Raw genomic sequence first — 19622 nt, forward strand, 5'->3', positions numbered from 1 at the left:
CAGCATCCCGTCGCCCGCCAGTTCGTGCACCATCTGCCACAGTTCGCGACGTGAGATGGGGTCGACGCCGACGCCAGGTTCATCCAGCAGCAGCACTTTGGGTTCGCCGACCAGCGTACAGGCCAGCCCCAGCTTTTGTTTCATCCCGCCGGACAGTTTTCCCGCCAGACGTCCGGTAAACGGGCCGAGCGAGGTAAATTCCAGCAGGCGGGCAAAGGTTTTTTCCCGCACCTCGCCCGTCACGCTGCGTAAATCCGCGTACAGATTGAGGTTCTCCATCACGGTGAGATCCTCATACAGACCGAATTTCTGCGGCATGTAACCGAGCACAGCATGCAGTGCGCTGTCGTTTTTGATTGGATCAAAGCCAATCACCGTTGCGCTACCGCCATCCGGCTTCAGCAAGCCCGCCAGCATTCGCATCAGCGTGGTTTTCCCGGCGCCATCCGGCCCCACCAGACCGGTTACATACCCGGCGTGAATCGTACAGTCGAGTGGGGCGACCGCCGGCTTTTCCAGTCCGGCAAAACGCTTAGTCAGCCCGCTCAGCGTGATGACGGCGTCATTCATGTCCAGCCTCGTTGCCGAACTTCACCGTCACCGGCATGCCCTGGCGCAGCGCGTCGTCGGCATCGGTGACCATAATGCGCAGACGGTAAACCAGATCGGTACGCAGGTCCGGTGTCTCTACCGTTTTCGGAGTAAATTCTGCCGTCGGAGAGACAAAACCGATTTTACCGTGATAAGGCTTGTCGGGACGTCCATCGGTATACAACAGGATTTCGCGTCCCGACTGTGCCTGAGAAAGATGACGTTCGTCGACGTAGGCGCGCACCCAGACTGGTCGGGTGAGAGAGAGCGTCAGCACGGTGCCTCCTGCGCTGAGCATGCTGCCAGGCTCGACCGCACGAGTTAGCAGCGTGCCGTTCGAGGGGGCGACAAGCGTGGTGTCATGGAGATCGAGTTCCGCCTGTGCCAACTGCGCTTGTGCCTGTTCAAGGCTGGCTTTCGCCTGGGCGATATCCTGTTCGCGATTACCGGAACGGTACTGACTCAGTTTGTCCTGCGCGGATTTCAACGTGGCCAGCGCCTGGTCGCGGGAAGAACGGGCGTTTTCCAGATCGTTAGCCGAAATAGTGCGGCTTTTCCATAATCCCTGCTGACGGTTGTAGAAATTCTGCGCGTAATCATAGGCAGCCTGGGCCTGTTTCACCGCTGCCGCCGCCTGCGCAATCTCTTCCTGACGATAGCCCGCCAGCATCAAATCGTACTGGGCCTGGGCGACGGAAACGCCTGCTTTTGCCTGCATCAGGGCGTTCTCATAGGGAGCATGATCCAGTTCGCCCAGCACCTGTCCTGTTTTAATAGTATCCCCTTCATCCACCGCCAGCGACGCGAGTCGGCCTCCGACGCGAAAGCTGAGGTTAACGGTACGGATGTCCACGTTGCCGTAGAGCGTCAGTCCGTTATCCTGCCGGCTTTGATACCACCATGTGCCACCCGCAATCACGGCGAGCAGTGCCGCAATCACCAGCCCGATAACGACAGGTTTTTTCATCACTCCAGACTCCTTTGCGATAACCCTTGCAGAATAAGATCGATATGGCAGGTCACGGTCTGCGTAATCAGTGCAGTTTTTTCTTCATCAAACTGCGACCAGCCGGTACGTAACAAAATGGTTTCTTTACCAAGACGGAATGCCAGCACTTCGCCGAGCAGCGCGTGGGTATGCAGAATCATGCGCGTATCGCTGGCGTCGCAGCCGGTATACGCGGCGATAAGACGAGTGAGATGACTGTGCAGAGGCTCAATAACCTGCTCGTGCACCCGTTGATAAGCCGCGGTAGGGGAGAGCTGTTCACGCGAGATAAATTTGCTCAGATTGACGGTGTCCTCCTGGGTCAACAGCATGATCATGTTTTTGCAGGCACGCAGAATCAGCTCGCGCATGGCCGCACGGTCGGGATGAGGCTCGGCGAATAAGCGTTCGGCTTCTTCCGCGTGTGGCCGAAACTGCCCGCCAATAAAATCGGCAATCCACTGGGCGCAGGCGAGGTATAAATCCTCTTTTGAGCCAAAATAGTAGGTAATGGCGGCAATATTTTGTCCGGCCTGCGCGGCAATGTCGCGGGTGGTGGCATGCAGGCCATACTCGCCAAACTGTGCCAGTGCGGCGGCAATCAGCTGGCTTTTGGCCTGTTCACCTTTCGTGGTCATGGTGGGTGTATTCATCACGCGACCTAATTCTTAATCAATCGATTGATTAAGATTATGACTGAATATTCTCCTTGTCCAGTCTGGTCGTTTATTTTGTCTTTTCCAGTGACCGGGATAATTTATGCGGTGTGTCACAAAAACTGCTACACTCCGCCCCTTCATGACATTGTGGTTTTTGTCATTCCCAAATTGTATGCATCTCCCTGAAAACGACACCGGGAACGGTCGGGGCGGTTCGGAGTAGTTATGTCTTTTGATTCCCTGGGTTTAAATCCTGATATTCTGCGCGCCATTGCCGAGCAGGGTTACCGTGAACCTACCCCTATTCAGCAACAGGCGATCCCTGCCGTGCTGGAAGGTCGCGACCTGATGGCGAGTGCGCAGACCGGTACCGGTAAAACGGCGGGCTTTACGCTGCCGCTGTTACAGCACCTTATTACCAAACAGCCGCATGGCAAAGGGCGTCGTCCGGTGCGTGCGCTGATCCTGACGCCGACGCGTGAGCTGGCGGCGCAGATTGGTGAAAACGTCCGTGATTACAGCAAGTATCTGAACATTCGCTCGCTGGTGGTTTTTGGCGGCGTGAGTATTAACCCGCAGATGATGAAACTGCGCGGTGGCGTCGATGTGCTGGTGGCAACGCCGGGCCGCTTGCTGGACCTGGAACACCAGAACGCGGTGAAGCTGGACCAGATTGAGATTCTGGTGCTGGATGAAGCGGACCGTATGCTGGATATGGGCTTTATTCACGATATTCGCCGCGTGTTAGCGAAACTGCCGGCGAAGCGTCAGAACCTGCTGTTTTCCGCGACGTTCTCTGATGAGATCAAAGCGCTGGCCGAAAAGCTTTTGCATAACCCGCTGGAAATTGAAGTGGCGCGTCGCAACACGGCGTCTGAGCAGGTGACGCAGCACGTCCATTTTGTCGATAAGAAACGCAAGCGCGAACTGTTGTCGCAGATGATCGGTCAGGGCAACTGGCAGCAGGTACTGGTCTTTACCCGCACCAAACACGGCGCCAATCACCTGGCGGAACAGCTCAACAAAGATGGTATCCGCAGCGCAGCGATCCACGGTAACAAGAGCCAGGGGGCGCGTACCCGTGCGCTGGCGGATTTCAAATCAGGCGATATTCGCGTGCTGGTCGCGACTGACATTGCGGCGCGAGGTCTGGATATCGAAGAACTGCCGCACGTGGTGAACTACGAGCTGCCGAACGTTCCGGAAGATTATGTGCATCGTATCGGTCGTACCGGTCGTGCTGCGGCGACGGGGGAAGCGCTGTCGCTGGTTTGTGTTGATGAACACAAACTGCTGCGTGACATTGAAAAACTGCTGAAAAAAGAGATCCCACGTATTACCACGCCGGGCTATGAGCCGGATCCCTCGATCAAAGCTGAGCCGATCCAGAATGGTCGTCAGCAGCGTAGCGGTGGTGGCGGTCGGGGCCGTGGTCAGGGACAAGGGCAGGGCGCGGGTCGCGCTCAGCAGCCGCGTCGTCAGGACAGTGGCGCGTCGAAGGGCAAACCGCGTGGCGCAGAAGGCAAACCGGCGGGTGAAAAGCCACGTCCACCGCGTCGCCCGCGCAGAATTACACCCGTGCAGTAAGGGGGTCAGGAAGGCCTGATACTCTGAGAAATGTTACGTTCACTTTGTATTCAGTGATTCTCTGAAACCGCAGTACACGTGAACGTGCAAGGGAGGCTCACCGCCGCCTCCCTTGCAACCCTGGCTCCCGGCAAGGAAAATCGCCACTTCGTGGTTCATTCGTCTTATGCCGTCTGCCTGTCGGGTCGGGGTCGAGCCTGCATCCATGCAGGCCGTCCCCTCCGCCCGCTTCCCTGCGGGCGGCCCCGGTCAGCCGCCAACGCCTCATCGATTTTCACGCCGGACCAATGCCATCGCTTCAATTCTCTGCCTTTCAGCTAAATTCACTTCGCTGTAAAAAAAAGCAAACCGTGGAGATGGTCAGGTATGGATAGGTCCGGCTGAAAATTGCCGACGCGTTTCCGTAAGGCCGGGAGAACCCGCAGGGATGCGGGTTCAGGGCGCGCGAAGCAGGGATGCTGAGTCGTGCCCGGCCCGGTAGCCTGAAGGAATAAGCGGAGGGTATCGCGAAGCGACAATTTTCCAGCCGGGAGCCAGGATTGTTAAGGAGGCGGCGACGAGCCTCCTTAACCCGTTCACAGGTACTGGTGTACCAGATTGGCTGCGAACATGAGGTGAACGGTACTCGTCCCACAGGGGCATATGCTTCTCAAAGCGTATACGCCCCCTCACTCCCCCGCATTCTGCGATTTCAACACAATAGAACAGGTATACCTTCCCGCCGGGTGAATTGAAATCGTGGTCTCGAACACTTTCCCGTCACGATCCCGATAGCGCCGTACGATGCGCATCCCCGGAGAGTCGGGCTCGACATTCAGTATCTTGGCGATTTTCTTCGGTACGCCAACGGCGGTGATCGTCTGATGCACTTCGTGACTCTTAATTCCGTAGTGCGTTTCGATCAGATCGCTAATCAGCGAGTGCGGATCGTCGCGGATGAACGCGCGTAGCCTGGAATAATCGGTGCTGGCGTAACTGTCCGTCCAGCAAATAGGCGCATCCGGGTTTTGCGCATCCTCACGAATACTGGCGATATGTAGCCAGCGTGAACCGGGCGGGCAATCTATCAGTTGGGAAAGCTCAATATCCGCTACAATCTCATCGATCTTCTTAATCACCCGCAGGTTGTTTTTCGCCAACAGCAGCAGATCTTCCAGATGTGACAACGGATGGTTAACCCCGCTCGCCTGCGGTTCGCATACGCGCGTGCCAGCGCCTTTACGTCGCGAAATCAACCCCTGTTCCGTTAATTCCCTCAGCGCTTCGCGCATGGTGTGACGACTCACTTGCCAGGTTTCGCACAGTTCCATTTCTGTCGGAAACAGTGAACCGGGCGAGTAAGTTCCCGTCGAGATTTGATGAGCCAGTTCACGGGCTATCCGTTTGTACAGAGATTCTTTCATCGCAGTTTCGTCAAATAATTAATGATCACAGTCACAGAAATGACTACGGGCTATTCCCTGGATTCGTCATGATTATTATAAATGTCCGTACATTTAAAATGTACGGACATTTATATATGTTCGGACATTTTTGTTGGCACGGTTGCGTCGTAAACCGGGTCAGACGCTCATCTTATCATTATCAGATTGAACCGGGGGATTTATGGCTTCGAATGTAATGGATTCTGTTTTATTTAGAGATTCTTTTGGTACACCCGCAATGCGCGCCGTGTTTGATGACTACGAACTTATTCGCAAGTATGTCGAAGTGGAGGTGGCGCTCGCCAAAGCGCAGGCGCGTTGCGGAGTGATCCCGGAAGCGGCAGCCAAAGAGATCGCTGAGAAGTGCAATGCCGATACGCTGGATTTCGATTTGTTACGTCATGAGACGGAAATCGTCGGTTATCCGATCCTGCCGCTTGTGCACCAGATTTCAAAGCAAGCCGGAGAGTCTGGCGGCTATGTGCACTGGGGGGCGACGACGCAGGATATTATGGACACGGCGGTGGTACTGCAAATCCGTGATGCCTTTGAACTGATCGAGGCGGACATGAACCGGTTACGTGCAACGCTGGCTGACCTGGCGCTGCGCTATCGGGATACGCCGATGGCCGGTCGCACCCATTTACAGCAGGCGCTACCGGTGACGTTTGGTTATAAAGCTGCCATCTGGCTGGACATGTTTGAACGCCACGCTGAGCGGCTGCAACAGGCGCGTCCGCGCGTGCTGGTCGGCGAATTTGCCGGGGCCGCCGGAACGCTGGCATCGCTGGGTGATAAAGGATTGTCGGTACAAAAAGCATTGATGGAAGAGTTAGGTCTTAACGTCCCAACCTCCACGTGGCACGTAGCGCGCGACGGCTTCGCCGAGGCGGTGAACCTGCTGGCGGTTATCACTGGTTCGCTAGGGAAGATTGCTTATGACGTGATGCTGATGGCGTCGAATGAGTTTGGCGAGCTGTATGAACCGTTCGTAAAAGGGCGCGGTGCGAGCAGCACGATGCCGCAAAAACGCAACCCTATCTCAAGCGAACTGATGCTGGCCTGCGCGAAAGGCGTTCGTCAACAGGCCGGGCTGATGCTGGATGCGATGGTTCAGGATCTGGAACGCGCCACCGGACCGTGGCACGCGGAATGGATTGCGATCCCGGAAAGTTTCGTCCTGAGCGCAGGGGCGCTGCATCAGGCCAACTTTATGCTGGCAGGACTGGAGGTCGATGAAGCGGCAATGTTGCGCAATCTTGGGATGACCAACGGCCTGATTGTGGCAGAAGCGGTGATGATGGGGCTGGCTCCGTACATCGGCCGCCAGGATGCCCATGATGTCGTCTATGACGCCTGTCGTATCGTCAACGAGAAGGGCGGTCACTTGGCCGACGTACTGAACGCTATGCCGACAGTGGCACAACGACTGGATCCGCAACTGATTAACCAACTGACCGATCCGGCAAATTATCTGGGAATGGCGCCGGAAATGGTCGATCAGGTGCTGGCCAAATATCAGTCACGGAAATGAACATGATTGTGCTAACGCAATAAGGATAGCGCTATGTCTACGAATTTTGTCATGGGCAAGAAACTTCTCTCATTTCTGATCCCGCTGGTAATCGGTGCCGTCATTTGGTTTATTCCCGTTCCTGAAGGGTTAACCCCGGCGGCCTGGCATATGTTTGCGATTTTTGCCGCCACCATTGCGGCAATCCTGACCCAGCCGCTCCCTTCGGGGGCGGTTATGCTGATTGCGCTTTGCGTGGTGATCTTCAGTAAAACGTTGACTGAGGCGAAGGCACTGTCAGGCTTTGCCTCTGGCACGGTATGGTTGATTTTCTGCGCCTACGTGCTCTCGCTGGGGTTTGTGACCTCCGGACTGGGAAAACGTATTGCCTATAAAATGCTGTCGCTGTTTGGCGGAAGCAGTCTGGGAATTGCCTATTCGCTCGGTGTTTCTGACCTGATTATGGCCCCGGCGATGCCGTCGGTGACGGCGCGGTCTGGCGGGATTATTTTCCCGATCGCTCGCTCAATCAACGACGTACTCGGTTCGGCGCCTGGCGCGACTGGCAAGCGGATTGGCGATTTCTTGACGATGGTTTGCTTTCAGTTTACGCCGATCACCGGGGCGATATTTTTAACCGGTATGGCGGCGAACCCGCTGGTGGCAAGCCTGGCAAAATCCACGCTGGGTCTGGAGATCACCTGGGGCGGCTGGTTTATTTCTGCCGTCGTTCCAGCGATGGTCTGTTTTTGCCTGATGCCGCTGCTGGTCTACAAGCTGCTGGATCCAGAACTGAAGCATACACCGGAAGCCAAAGCGATGGGCAAACAGTCGCTGGGCGAACTGGGCGGTATGAGCAGTAATGAGAAAAAAGTGGCCGTAGGGTTTGTGCTGGCGCTGGTGGGCTGGGGAACCAGTCTGATTACCGGGATCTCGGCGACGTCGGTCGGGCTGGGGCTGGCCGCTTATTTGTTTGCGACCGGGGCCGTCAGTTGGAAAAGTCTCCTCAATGACCATGCGGCGTGGGACACGGTGATCTGGTTCAGCGTGATCATCAGCCTGGCGACGGGTCTGGCGGATCTGGGATTCATCAAATGGATGACGGTGAAGCTGGGGAGCGGGATTCAAGGATTCGGTGCGATGGAAGCATTCATTGTGCTCGGTGTCTTGTACATCTACGTCCATTACCTGTTTGCTACCGCCACGGGGCACGTTGCCGCGTTGTACGCACCATTTGCCGCCACGGCGATTGCCGCCGGCGCACCGCCGATGATGGTGGCTATCTGCTTCGGTATCTTCAGTAACCTGATGTGGGGGAACACCGAGTACGGCGGAGGACCCGGCCCTATCTACTTTGCGCAAGGTTATTTCGAGCGACCACGGTTTTACCGAATCAACCTGTGCGTGGTGACCTTTAACGTCATTATCATTTTCGCGGTTGGCATGCTGTGGTGGAAGCTGCTGGGTTACTATTAAGTCACAGCGCAGTTGCCTGGTGGCGCTGCGCTTATCAGGCCTGCGCGCATAGAATTGTCTATAGCCGTAGGCCGGATAAGGCGTAAGCTGCCATCCGACACGTCGAATCCAGGTTGCGAAGCGCCTTCCAGAAGCGGCAAAAAAGATACGTTCCAGGCCTGAAATGTGCCACAATAGTGGCTGTTTATACAGTGTTTCAGGTTTTCTCATGGCATTAACCGCTGCGCTTAAAGCGCAAATCGCCGTCTGGTATAAGGCGCTTCAGGAACAGATCCCCGACTTTATCCCCCGTGCGCCGCAGCGGCAGATGATTGCCGATGTCGCGAAAACGCTGACCGGAGAAGAAGGGCGTCATCTGGCGATAGAGGCGCCTACCGGAGTGGGGAAAACCCTGTCCTATCTCATTCCCGGCATTGCCATTGCGCGGGAAGAGCAAAAAACGCTGGTGGTTAGCACCGCCAACGTGGCGTTGCAGGATCAGATCTACAGTAAAGATCTGCCGTTACTGCGCAAAATTATTCCCGATCTTCGCTTTACCGCCGCGTTTGGACGCGGGCGCTATGTGTGTCCGCGAAATCTGACGGCGCTGGTCAGTACTGAACCCACGCAACAGGATCTGCTCGCCTTTCTTGACGATGAACTCACGCCGAACAACCAGGAAGAACAGAAGCGCTGCGCAAAGTTAAAAGGCGACCTCGACAGCTACAAGTGGGACGGCCTGCGCGATCATACGGATATCGCCATTGACGACGACCTCTGGCGACGACTGAGTACCGATAAAGCCAGTTGCCTAAACCGCAACTGCCACTACTACCGCGAGTGCCCGTTTTTTGTCGCCCGTCGCGAGATTCAGGAAGCGGAAGTGGTGGTGGCAAACCATGCGCTGGTGATGGCGGCGATGGAAAGCGAAGCGGTATTGCCGGACCCGAAAAACCTGCTGCTGGTTCTGGATGAAGGCCATCACCTGCCGGATGTCGCCCGCGACGCGCTGGAAATGAGCGCGGAAATTACCGCCTCCTGGTATCGCCTGCAACTGGATCTGTTCAGCAAACTGGTGGCGACCTGCATGGAACAGTTTCGCCCCAAAACCACGCCGCCGCTGGCGAATCCGGAGCGTCTGAACGCCCATTGCGAAGAGCTGTATGAACTTATCGCGTCACTTAATCACATTCTCAGCCTGTACATGCCTGCCGGGCAGGAAGCGGAACATCGCTTTGCGATGGGGGAACTGCCGGATGAAGTGATGGAGATTTGCCAGCGTCTGGCGAAGCTCACCGAAACGCTGCGCGGCCTGGCGGAGCTGTTTTTGAACGACCTCAGCGAGAAAACTGGCAGCCATGACGTTGTGCGTTTGCACCGGGTTATTTTGCAGATGAACCGGGCGCTGGGGATGTTTGAAGCGCAAAGCAAACTGTGGCGACTGGCCTCGCTGGCCCAGTCATCCGGCGCACCGGTGTCGAAATGGACGACGCGCGAGGTGCGCGACGGGCAACCCCACGTCTGGTTTCACTGCGTGGGGATCCGCGTGAGCGATCAACTCGAGCGATTACTCTGGCGCAGTGTGCCGCATATCATCGTCACCTCCGCCACGCTGCGTTCGCTTAATAGTTTTTCGCGTCTGCAGGAGATGAGCGGCCTGAAGGAAAAAGCCGGAGACCGCTTCGTCGCGCTCGATTCGCCGTTTAACCATGTCGAACAGGGTAAAATTATTATTCCGCAGATGCGCTATGAACCGTTGATCGACAACGAAGAACAGCATATTGCGGAGATGGCTGCTTATTTCCGCGAACAGCTGGAAAGTAAAAAACATTCCGGCATGCTGGTGCTGTTTGCCAGTGGGCGAGCGATGCAGCGCTTTCTGGAATACGTCACCGATCTGCGCTTGTTGCTGTTGGTCCAGGGTGACCAGCCGCGCTACCGGCTGGTGGAATTGCACCGTAAGCGGGTGGAAAACGGCGAGCGTAGCGTGCTGGTGGGGCTGCAATCCTTCGCCGAAGGACTGGACCTGAAAGGCGATCTACTTAGTCAGGTGCATATCCACAAAATTGCTTTTCCCCCCATCGACAGCCCGGTGGTGATCACCGAAGGCGAGTGGCTTAAAAGTCTCAATCGCTATCCGTTCGAAGTGCAGAGTTTGCCCGCCGCCTCGTTTAATCTAATCCAGCAGGTGGGACGCTTGATCCGTAGCCACGGGTGTTGGGGAGAAGTGGTAATTTATGATAAGCGTCTGTTGACCAAAAATTATGGCAAGCGTTTACTGGATGCATTACCTGTTTTTCCCATAGAACGACCCGCTGTGCCAGACGTTATCGTTAAGGCAAAAGAAAAAGCGAAACCCACGCGCCGTCGGCGTAAATAACGTGAGTGTGAGGTAAGGAGTTTTCGATGGAATACCGCAAAATAATTAAAGAGATCGGCCGGGGGAAAAACCACGCCCGCGATCTGGATCAGGATACCGCGCGAGGGCTTTATACCCACATGCTCAACGGCGACGTGCCGGAACTGGAAATGGGCGGCGTGCTGATTGCATTGCGTATCAAAGGGGAAGGTGAAGCCGAAATGCTGGGCTTTTATGAGGCGATGCAAAACCATTCCATTAAGCTTACCCCGCCGGTTGCGAAGCCGATGCCGATCGTTATCCCCAGCTATAACGGCGCGCGTAAACAGGCGAACCTGACGCCGCTGCTGGCGATTTTATTGCACAAGTTGGGTTTTCCGGTCGTCGTGCATGGGGTGAGCGAAGATCCGACCCGCGTGCTGACAGAGACCATTTTCGAACTGATGGGAATTGCGCCGACGCGTCATGCCGGACAGGCACAGGCGAAACTGGATGGACATCAGCCAGTCTTTATTCCGGTGAGTACGCTCTGCCCGCCGCTGGAAAAACAGCTGGCAATGCGCTGGCGACTGGGTGTGCGCAACAGCGCACATACGCTGGCGAAACTGGCGACACCGTTTGCCGAAGACGCCGCGCTGCGTCTTGCCAGCGTGTCGCATCCGGAATATGTGCCGCGCGTCGCGAAATTCTTTAGTGATATTGGCGGGCGTGGGTTGTTGATGCACGGAACCGAAGGTGAGGTTTACGCCAATCCGCAACGCTGCCCGCAGATTAGCCTGATTGATAGCACTGGCACCCGTGTGTTACAGAGCCGACAAAGTGAAATGCCAGACGAACCTGTACCGCTGCCTGCGGCAAAGGATCCTGAGACGACCGCGCGCTGGATTGAACGCTGCCTGGCGGGAAGTGAGCCGGTACCCGCATCGTTGAAAATCCAGATGGCCTGTTGCCTGGTGGCAACGGGTGAGGTGGCAACACTCAACGAAGGGCTGGCGCGAGTAAACGACAGTTTTTAGCGCGACAGATAAAAAAAAGCCCGTCCAGTGGCGGACGGGCAAACAAGGGTAATTCAGGTTCAATGAGGGTTGGAGCAGGGTGTCTGTTGGCAGCAGACGGGGTAAAACTTATTTGTAGATAACAGCAGTACCGCTCATTTTGTTGTTGTTGTTGGCGGATGTGATGCTGTAACCGCTTGCGCCGGCAGCAGCGGCTTTCTCAGCCAGTTTTGCTTCCAGGCCGTCCAGCGTGGTTGCGCCTTCTGCAGAAACCACACCGATTTTATTCATGCTTTGCGCCTGAGCAGCCGTAACAGGTTCGGCAGCGAAAACGCCAAAAGACAGGGTAGACAGGGCAACAGCGGCAACAGCATATTTGATAGTTTTCATTGTTAATCTCTCGCAGGTTATTTATTAAGAAGACGATGTTCCGTCGATGTGATGAGTATCACGCTTTTTTTCGAGAGAGAAAATCGAAGAGAATTGACAGCATTCATCAAAAAAATTGAATGACAAATAACTTATTGATTATTAATTAATTCACGAGATGAATTTACGGTTCTACGCAGTTCACTTTACAGTTGAAGGATAAACGGCACATTTTGCTACGCAAAGAGCAATTTAACGTGAGCGTAAGCGAAACGGCATGTTCTTGATATCTATGTAAGCTTAGGTCAACGTAGCTGGCTGTCTTTTGATCCTCTGCGATTATATACTGTATAGGATGAGTTCTGTGAATCTTTCTCCTGCTGGCAGTTAAGGCACAGTCTTACACCTGGCACTGCCTGTCGGCGGGCTTCAGGGATCGGATCGCCACATTCTTCACATTCATACAGGCTATCACCGCGCGGAATTTCGCCTCTTGCACGTGCAACAGCATCTTCAATTGTACTGTTGATTTGTTCGTTCACAGCGTCATCATTTGCCCAACCCGAAGCCATAGCACTATTCTCCTCACGCTTTTTACCGAGGTTATTATAGTCAAGATGGGGTCAAAAATTGCGCAGTCAAGGGAACATTGCCCGATAAGCGGCGTCGCTATCGGGCAGGTGGTGGGGAAGGTTACTTGTAAATGGTGGCTGTACCATACATCTGGTTCTTACCGCCTGCGGAATTAACCATAAAGCCTTTCGCGCCTTGTTCTTGCGCTTTTTCCGCCAGCTTATCCTCCAGATCACTCAGGTTGGTTGCGCCAGTGGCAGAAACGGTACCTGACGCACGTAGCTGACCGGTATCGGGACTGCTCAAAGGTTGTGCTGCAGACGCCGCGAATGCCACGCCTGCAAGCGTGGTGGCGACGAGTAATACGAGGCATTTTTTCATGATGCTCTCCTCAGTGAAACAACGTGTAGTGCCAGATAAGTTTAGGTCGTCAGTGCGGCAGAAATGGCGTAAAAAATTGATGATGATCTGCTTAAAATTTGAACGAAAAATATTGACATATGTTGACAAATCAATGGCATACATATCATTGATATTTGGGCGATTTGCGCCACTTCACCCCATTTCGCGCGCAGATGTGCTGCAGAGAAGCGCCCGTTTGTTATCAACCCGGTTTACCGCGTTGCGTTATGCGGGTATCTTACGCCGCTGTTAAAAGGAGAATGCTATGTCCCCCGAGAAACCGGGCTTACACCCGCGCAATCGTCACCACAGTCGCTACGATCTTGCCACGCTCTGCAAAGGCACGCCTGAGCTGGCGCAGTATCTCGTCCTGACCCCCGCAGGCGAACAAAGCGTTGATTTTGCCAATCCGCTGGCGGTAAAGGCCTTGAATAAGGCGCTGCTGGCGCATTTCTATGGGGTGGCAAATTGGGATATTCCTGAAGGGTTTCTGTGTCCGCCTGTTCCTGGGCGTGCCGATTACCTCCACCATCTGGCCGATCTGCTTGCAGAGACAACGGGAAGTGTGCCAACTCAGGCCACAATCTTGGATGTTGGCGTGGGCGCGAACTGTATTTATCCGCTGATCGGCGTGCATGAGTATGGCTGGCGTTTTACGGGCAGTGAGACGCATGAGCAGGCGTTAGCCAGCGCGCAGGCCATTATCAGCGCCAATCCAGGGCTGACGCGCGCCATTCGCCTGCGTCGTCAGAAAACCCCAGCGGCTATTTTTAACGGCATTATTCATAAAAATGAGCAATATGATGCGACGCTGTGCAACCCGCCGTTCCATGATTCCGCCGCCTCTGCTCGTGCAGGAAGCGAGCGCAAACGTCGCAACCTCGGACAGAGCAAAGATGATGCGCTGAACTTCGGCGGTCAGCAGCAGGAGTTGTGGTGCGAAGGGGGGGAAGTCGCATTCATCAAAACGATGATTACCGAAAGCCAGGCTTTTGGCCGTCAGGTCATGTGGTTTACCACGCTGGTGTCACGCGGCGAAAACCTGCCGCCGCTCTATCGTGCGCTGACTGACGTGGGAGCGGTCAGGGTGGTGAAAAAAGAGATGGCCCAGGGGCAAAAGCAGAGCCGCTTTATTGCCTGGACCTTTATGGACGACGACCAGCGCCGTCGTTTTAGCGCGCGTAAGCGCTAGAGCGTCGGCTCGCCGGGTGGCCGCGACGGCGGTGTGGCCGGTGTTGTGGCTGCCGCTGGCGCGGCGGGCAGAAACTGCCAGGTCTGCACCGGTGGACGAACGCCCGCCAGGTCGAAATGTTTTTTCACCTGGCTGTCCAGCGCGAAGCGAACCGTCCACTGCTTCAGCGGCAGCGTGGTAAACGATACCCGTAGCGTAAATGCCGTGTTGGTTAATCCGACAATCCCGGCAAACGACGGCTCACCAATAATCAGCCCACGAACGTCCTCGGTTTCCATTACCGCAGCGACCGCCTCTTTCAGCGCCTGATTGGCCTTATCAGCATCTTCATGACGATCCACATCGTAATTGGCAACCACCGAGCCAATGCCGCGGACAAAGTTGGCAAAGGTGGTGATCGATGACCACGGAATAATATGATACGCCCCGGTGTCCTGGCGTACGCCAACGGAGCGAATCGACATGCGTTCTACCGTACCGGTTAACGGCCCGATGGTCACCAGATCGCCCGTGTTCATGCCATTTTCAAACTGAATAAAGACCCCGGTAATAATATCTTTCACCAGCGTCTGCGCGCCAAAGGAAATTGCCAGCCCCAGCGCCCCGGCCCCGGCCAGCAGTGGGGCGATGTTAACGCCGATTTCCGAAAGTACGATCATGATGGTGATTGTGCTGATGATCACCGCCAGTGCGTTACGAAACAGCGTTAACAGCGTGCGGGTACGCGCGCTGGGGAGAGGACGGCCATGAATATCGGAAGCCAGCCGGTTTTCGATCAGGCTGGCAAGCAGCGTCCAGCCTACTGCGGAGAAAAACAGAATCAGCACGATGCGGATCAGAATATCAACCGTCTTCTCACCGGCGCCGTTGTGCAGCCAGTTCCAGAAATCAAACAGTCCCCAGGCGTTCAGCAGCAGCATGATGGCGACACACACCGTCAGGATCCGCGCCACGTTCAATGCGGTAGAAAGCCAGCCGTTGAGCCGCTTTTGCAGTTCGGGATAATTGCGCTGCGTATGCGGGGAGAGGGTAATGGTTTTGGCGATCCAGCGGGTAAACATTCCGGAAACGAAGGCCGCAATGCCGATGATCACCAGACTGCGCACTGTCGCCCCCATCATAAACTTCAGGCTGTTGCCGGGGTCGAACAGGGAGAAGAAAAACAGGACGATGAAATAGGCGCTTGCCAGCCAATGCCAGACCAGCGCAAAGGCGCGAATAAACAGACTGAAAAAGGCCAGCGATCGTTCCGCAAGATTCAGCAGGTGCTGGGTAATCTCTTTCTTGTTACGAAAAATCAGGTACAGCGCCCACAGCGTAATACACAGCATGATGACCACGTTGGCCATCGCACCGACCTGTACGTTCACCTGATTGGAAATAATCGGAACAGCGACGATCAGGCCATAGCCAATCAGACTGCTCAGCGAACTCAGCCGCCGGTTCCAGTAACGGGCGCTGGCATCCTGAATGGTAAAGGGCCGCAGTTCCGCCACGTTCGGACAGAAGATCAGTCGCAGAATGGCTTTGAAAAATTCGATCAGGGCAAAGGCGTTCAGAAACAGTCCTTGTTGAAACGCGATGGTGCGACTGCCCGCGTTCAGTCTGTCGCTCAACAACTGACCGACAAACAGGGTAAGCGCCAGCAGAAGCAGATCAATAATAAAGGCGCCAACGATCATTGCCGGTAGCTGGAGCCAGTTGCTGCGCTCGCGGTTCTTCTTCCGCGCCCAGTTTCCCATTTTACGGTACAACGGCAACATACACAGACGAATCAACCAGTAGAAGCCGAACACCGCAGCGGCCAACATCAGAAAGTGACTGAGGGCATTACTGAAGGTCTGGCTGTTAAAGGGCTTGTGTGGCGCATCGGTGATGTTGCGATAGAGTTGGGCAAAGCGGCCAGACAGGGCTTCGCCGTAATGGCGGCTGAGATCGGTAACGTTCTCCAGTACCGTTTTTTCTTCCACAACCACAGGCGGGGTGATTTTGGGCACCGGTTCCGGCGGTGGCGTGGCGGCAACGGTACGCAACTGGTCAATCAATTCTTTGCGCGATGTCTCATTTTCCAGTACGTCGGCCAGCGCTCCGTAGGCCGCTTTCTTTTGCTCGACATCAGGTTCGGGCGCAGGTGTTGTTTGCGCGTCAGCATCAGCGCCGGTTGTGACGCCGGGAATGGTTACCGCCTGGGCTGGTGCGCCCAGCAGGCAAAAGAGGATGAACAGGATCCACCGCATGACTCCTCCAGTGAGAAAACAGAACAAAGAGATAAGTATAGTGGCTGGAGGCGAGGCGATTCGAAATGGGAAGAGTCGTAGAGAAACCTCCCTTCCAGATGGAAGGGAGGCAGGCCGTCAGGAAACGTGCTGCAAGAACTCCTGCAATCGCTGGCTTGGCGGGTTTTCAATCAGGGTTTGCGGATTACCGTCCTCGGCAATACGGCCCTTATCGATGAAGATCAGGCGTGAGGCGACTTTTTCGGCAAAGCCGATTTCGTGCGTAACGATGACCATCGTCATCCCTTCTTCCGCCAGATCCTGCATCACTTTCAGTACTTCGTGGCGCAGTTCCGGATCGAGCGCAGAGGTCGGTTCATCAAACAGCATCATCTTCGGCTTCACCGCCAGGGCGCGGGCAATCGCCACACGCTGCTGCTGACCGCCGGAAAGCTCAGACGGGTAGTGGTGAGCGCGCTCGGCCAGACCCACTTTCGCCAACAGCTCTTTTGCCTGCTTCTCGGCAGCGTCTTTCTTCGTCCCACGAACGCGCAACGGGCCAAACATGACGTTTTCCAGCGCGGTCAGATGAGGGAAAAGATAGAACTGCTGGAACACCATCCCGGCTTCCTGACGGATCAGACGCTCGTCGACCTTCGGGTCGTTGACCTTTAGCCCATCAACGATCAGATCGCCGGAGGTAATCTCTTCGAGTTTATTTATGCAGCGCAACAACGTGGATTTACCGGAACCCGATGGCCCGATAATCACCACCACTTCGCCCTGCTTAATGCTCAGATCAATGTTATGCAGCACCTGGGTCGGGCCAAAATGCTTTGAGACGTTTTTAAATTCAATCACAGGATTTTCATCCTTCTTTCCAGACTACGAAGCACGATGTTCAGGACTTGCGTGATGATGAGGTAAATAACACCCACCGCAGTCCAGATTTCCAGGGCACGGAAATTGCCGGCAATAATTTCCTGACCGCTGCGGGTCAGTTCCGCCGCGCCGATGACGATAAACAGCGATGTATCTTTGATACTGATGATGAGCTGGTTACCGAGCGAAGGCAGCATACGACGCAGCGCAAGTGGCATGATCACATGACGGATGGTTTCCCGACGGGAAAGACCCAGCGCCAGACCCGCTTCGCTAAATCCTTTATGGATCGACAGGACCGAACCACGAGTGATTTCCGCGATATAGGCACCGGAGTTAATCATGATCGTGATAACGGCGGCGCTGAAGGTGTCGATGCGCAAGTCCGGGAAAGCCATCGGCAGGGCGAAATAGATGTACATCACCTGGACGACGATCGGCGTGCCGCGGATGACTTCAATGAAGACGAGAGAGACGTGATTGGCGATCCAGCCGCCATAAGTTCGGGCTAAACCCGCCAGCAAGCCGATGATGATCCCGCCAGCCAGACCGAGGATGGAGATCCACAGGGTCATTTTGGCGCCCTGAAGCAGGATCGGAATGGCGGGCCAGATGGCGCTCCAGTCAAACTGCATATGTTGTTCCTGTTACCGTGGTGAAAAAAATCAAATGCCCGGTACGCTTAGCGCCCCCGGGCAACATCTGAAGGCAAAGCCATTATTATTTAGGTTCAGTACCGAACCATTTTTTGTAGATTTCGTTATAAGTACCGTTGTCACGCAGCGTTTTCAGCGCGCCATTCACTTTCTCGCGCAGTTCGTCGCTGCCTTTCGGGAATGCGATACCGTACTGCTGCGCTTCCAGTGATTCACCCACCGCTTTGAACTGGCCGTTACCTGCGGTTTTGATGAAATACAGGATGTTCGGCGTATCGTGCAGAACCGCGTCTGCGCGGTTGGTACCCAGTTCCATGTAGGCGTTATCGATGTTCGGGAACTGACGCAAATCTTTCGTTTTGATGTTGGCTTTGGCGTAATCAACGGAGCCAGTACCGCTCTTCACCGCGACCACTTTACCGTCCAGATCTTTTACGCTTTTTACGTCGTTGTTGTTGGTTTTCACCATCACTAACAGACCGCTTTTGTAGTAACCGTCAGAGAAATCGATCGCTTTTTTGCGCTCGTCAGTAATGGTGATGCCCGCCAGCGCCAGGTCAACGTTTTTGGTTTGCAGCGCCGGGATAATGCCGCTGAAATCCATCGGTTTCAGTTCATAATCCAGCTTCAGTTCTTTTGCTACGGCGGCCCACAGGTCCACATCAAAGCCAACGTATTTGTCACCCTGTTTGAATTCAAACGGCACGAACGCGGTGTCAGTTGCGACAACCAGTTTCTTATCCGCGGCATGAGAGGACACCGCAAAAGCCAGAGCAAGTGCTGCCAGTGAAACTTTTAATACAGACTTCATAGCATTTCCTTTTTTATCCACGGGGCGATCCCCTGCGAGAACGATAAATGTAATGAAAAAATCGTGCCAGTTTTGCAACCCCTTGTTTTAACAAGAGGGGACTGCACGCTTGTGCACAGGTCTCGGAGCAAAACTCGCTTTTTGCACCATTCTGGGGCACTGATTTAGTGCAGCCTGGAGGGGGCGTGAACGGTCTGCCTATTTAGCGCAAAGATCGTTGATAAAACAATCTTTCGTTAACGATTGTGTGAGGTGTTTATTTCTAATTTTTTACTTTACGTCGGAGTGGTGTCGATGTGGTGCACCTTTAAAGTGCAAAACCCCCGCCGTGGCGAGGGTAGTAGAGGGAATACTTATGAGGCGATTATTCGATGTTGGATTCGATGAACCACAGGAATTTGTCGAGATCGCGGGATGCGGCGGTAAAGATATCGGCGGTATCTTCGTCTTTCGCTTCGCTGATGGCTTTACGCACATCGTTAGCGACAACAGCATAACGGTCTGCCAGTTCTTTCAGATGATCCTGAACGGTATGGATGTCCAGCGGATAGCTTTTCAACGGCGTTTTGCTATTAATAACCTGCGTAGTCCCCAACGCCACACCGCCCAGCTGTACGGCACGCTCTGCCATGGTATCGAGATGGTCGGTCAATGCCGTACGGAAGCCATCCAGCATCTCATGGACGGCAATAAAATTAGCGCCACGCATATTCCAGTGGGCCTGCTTGGTGATCAGTGACAGGTCGATAAACTGGATCACCTGACGATTCAGCAACTCAACCGTTGCTTTCTTATCGCTGTCAGAGACATCGTTGCGGGTATAAAGCAGATTGGACGCTTTTGTTTTTACCAATTTAGCGGTACTCATAATTTCATATCCTCTTGATGTTATGTCCCAGTAATTTACGAGATTCAGTATAGCACCGGTTATGATTCCTGCTTTTCTGGCT

The 19622-nt window shown here is 54.7% G+C and carries 18 protein-coding genes; 6 read left to right on the plus strand and 12 right to left on the minus strand.

Features of this window, described 5'->3' with window-relative positions; all coding sequences use genetic code 11:
• The 3 genes from AB7E14_RS00675 to cecR all read right to left on the minus strand — a co-directional run.
• On the minus strand, positions 1-570 hold a 570-nt coding region (locus tag AB7E14_RS00675), incomplete at its 3' end, for an ABC transporter ATP-binding protein (protein ID WP_428169283.1).
• Positions 563-1558 carry a secretion protein HlyD gene (gene hlyD / locus AB7E14_RS00680; protein ID WP_316962002.1) on the minus strand — a complete coding sequence of 332 codons (996 nt, stop codon included), beginning with the start codon at positions 1556-1558 and terminating at the stop codon, positions 563-565. The genes AB7E14_RS00675 and hlyD, both read right to left, overlap by 8 nt.
• Positions 1558-2232, minus strand: a complete 675-nt coding sequence (gene cecR, locus AB7E14_RS00685; RefSeq protein WP_054176175.1) for a transcriptional regulator CecR — start codon at positions 2230-2232, stop codon at positions 1558-1560. The genes hlyD and cecR overlap by 1 nt, the downstream gene beginning before the upstream one ends.
• A 231-nt stretch (positions 2233-2463) precedes the next feature.
• Between cecR and rhlE the strand changes: the two genes are divergently transcribed.
• Positions 2464-3825, plus strand: coding sequence for an ATP-dependent RNA helicase RhlE (gene rhlE / locus AB7E14_RS00690; protein ID WP_200050166.1), 1362 nt, complete (start codon positions 2464-2466; stop codon positions 3823-3825).
• A gap of 668 nt (positions 3826-4493) precedes the next feature.
• Here rhlE and AB7E14_RS00695 read toward each other — a convergent pair.
• Positions 4494-5228 carry a GntR family transcriptional regulator gene (locus tag AB7E14_RS00695; RefSeq protein ID WP_044267982.1) on the minus strand — a complete coding sequence of 245 codons (735 nt, stop codon included), beginning with the start codon at positions 5226-5228 and terminating at the stop codon, positions 4494-4496.
• 202 nt (positions 5229-5430) lie between these two features.
• On the opposite strand from AB7E14_RS00695, the gene pcaB reads away from it, so the two are divergent.
• From pcaB to ybiB, 4 genes are all read left to right on the plus strand, one after another.
• The gene (pcaB, locus tag AB7E14_RS00700; RefSeq protein ID WP_058587833.1) at positions 5431-6783 is read left to right on the plus strand and encodes a 3-carboxy-cis,cis-muconate cycloisomerase; all 1353 of its coding nucleotides are present in this window, start codon (positions 5431-5433) and stop codon (positions 6781-6783) included.
• Positions 6784-6816: 33 nt separating this feature from the next.
• The gene (locus AB7E14_RS00705; protein WP_316961870.1) at positions 6817-8238 is read left to right on the plus strand and encodes a DASS family sodium-coupled anion symporter; all 1422 of its coding nucleotides are present in this window, start codon (positions 6817-6819) and stop codon (positions 8236-8238) included.
• Between the two features lie 208 nt (positions 8239-8446).
• Positions 8447-10597, plus strand: coding sequence for an ATP-dependent DNA helicase DinG (gene dinG, locus AB7E14_RS00710; protein WP_316961869.1), 2151 nt, complete (start codon positions 8447-8449; stop codon positions 10595-10597).
• A gap of 26 nt (positions 10598-10623) precedes the next feature.
• The gene (ybiB, locus tag AB7E14_RS00715; protein WP_058587834.1) at positions 10624-11592 is read left to right on the plus strand and encodes a DNA-binding protein YbiB; all 969 of its coding nucleotides are present in this window, start codon (positions 10624-10626) and stop codon (positions 11590-11592) included.
• 108 nt (positions 11593-11700) lie between these two features.
• On the opposite strand, the gene ybiJ is transcribed toward ybiB, so the two are convergent.
• The 3 genes from ybiJ to mcbA form a co-directional block, all read right to left on the minus strand.
• Positions 11701-11961: a DUF1471 family protein YbiJ gene (ybiJ, locus tag AB7E14_RS00720; protein WP_043001280.1), complete on the minus strand. Its 261-nt coding sequence runs from the start codon at positions 11959-11961 to the stop codon at positions 11701-11703.
• A gap of 284 nt (positions 11962-12245) precedes the next feature.
• Positions 12246-12512 (minus strand): DksA/TraR family C4-type zinc finger protein, encoded by a 267-nt coding sequence (locus AB7E14_RS00725; RefSeq protein WP_316961868.1) that lies wholly within the window; start codon positions 12510-12512, stop codon positions 12246-12248.
• Positions 12513-12633: 121 nt separating this feature from the next.
• Positions 12634-12894, minus strand: coding sequence for a DUF1471 family periplasmic protein McbA (gene mcbA / locus AB7E14_RS00730; RefSeq protein ID WP_043001278.1), 261 nt, complete (start codon positions 12892-12894; stop codon positions 12634-12636).
• Positions 12895-13180: 286 nt separating this feature from the next.
• Between mcbA and rlmF the strand changes: the two genes are divergently transcribed.
• Positions 13181-14107 carry a 23S rRNA (adenine(1618)-N(6))-methyltransferase RlmF gene (gene rlmF / locus AB7E14_RS00735; RefSeq protein ID WP_316961867.1) on the plus strand — a complete coding sequence of 309 codons (927 nt, stop codon included), beginning with the start codon at positions 13181-13183 and terminating at the stop codon, positions 14105-14107.
• Here the strand turns inward: rlmF and ybiO are convergent.
• The 5 genes from ybiO to dps form a co-directional block, all read right to left on the minus strand.
• Complete coding sequence (gene ybiO, locus AB7E14_RS00740; RefSeq protein WP_043001276.1) at positions 14104-16344, minus strand: mechanosensitive channel protein; 2241 nt, start codon at positions 16342-16344, stop codon at positions 14104-14106. The genes rlmF and ybiO overlap by 4 nt on opposite strands.
• A 117-nt stretch (positions 16345-16461) precedes the next feature.
• The gene (gene glnQ, locus AB7E14_RS00745) at positions 16462-17184 is read right to left on the minus strand and encodes a glutamine ABC transporter ATP-binding protein GlnQ (protein WP_043001275.1); all 723 of its coding nucleotides are present in this window, start codon (positions 17182-17184) and stop codon (positions 16462-16464) included.
• Complete coding sequence (glnP, locus tag AB7E14_RS00750) at positions 17181-17840, minus strand: glutamine ABC transporter permease GlnP (protein WP_043001274.1); 660 nt, start codon at positions 17838-17840, stop codon at positions 17181-17183. The genes glnQ and glnP overlap by 4 nt, the downstream gene beginning before the upstream one ends.
• 85 nt (positions 17841-17925) lie before the next feature.
• On the minus strand, positions 17926-18672 hold the full coding sequence (gene glnH, locus AB7E14_RS00755; protein ID WP_043001273.1) for a glutamine ABC transporter substrate-binding protein GlnH: 747 nt from the start codon (positions 18670-18672) through the stop codon (positions 17926-17928).
• A 364-nt stretch (positions 18673-19036) separates the two neighbouring features.
• The gene (gene dps / locus AB7E14_RS00760) at positions 19037-19540 is read right to left on the minus strand and encodes a DNA starvation/stationary phase protection protein Dps (RefSeq protein ID WP_042320427.1); all 504 of its coding nucleotides are present in this window, start codon (positions 19538-19540) and stop codon (positions 19037-19039) included.
• Between the last annotated feature and the right edge of the window lie 82 nt (positions 19541-19622).

It is taken from the genome of Citrobacter sp. (genome assembly GCF_050252275.1).
GTDB lineage: Bacteria > Pseudomonadota > Gammaproteobacteria > Enterobacterales > Enterobacteriaceae > Citrobacter_A > Citrobacter_A amalonaticus.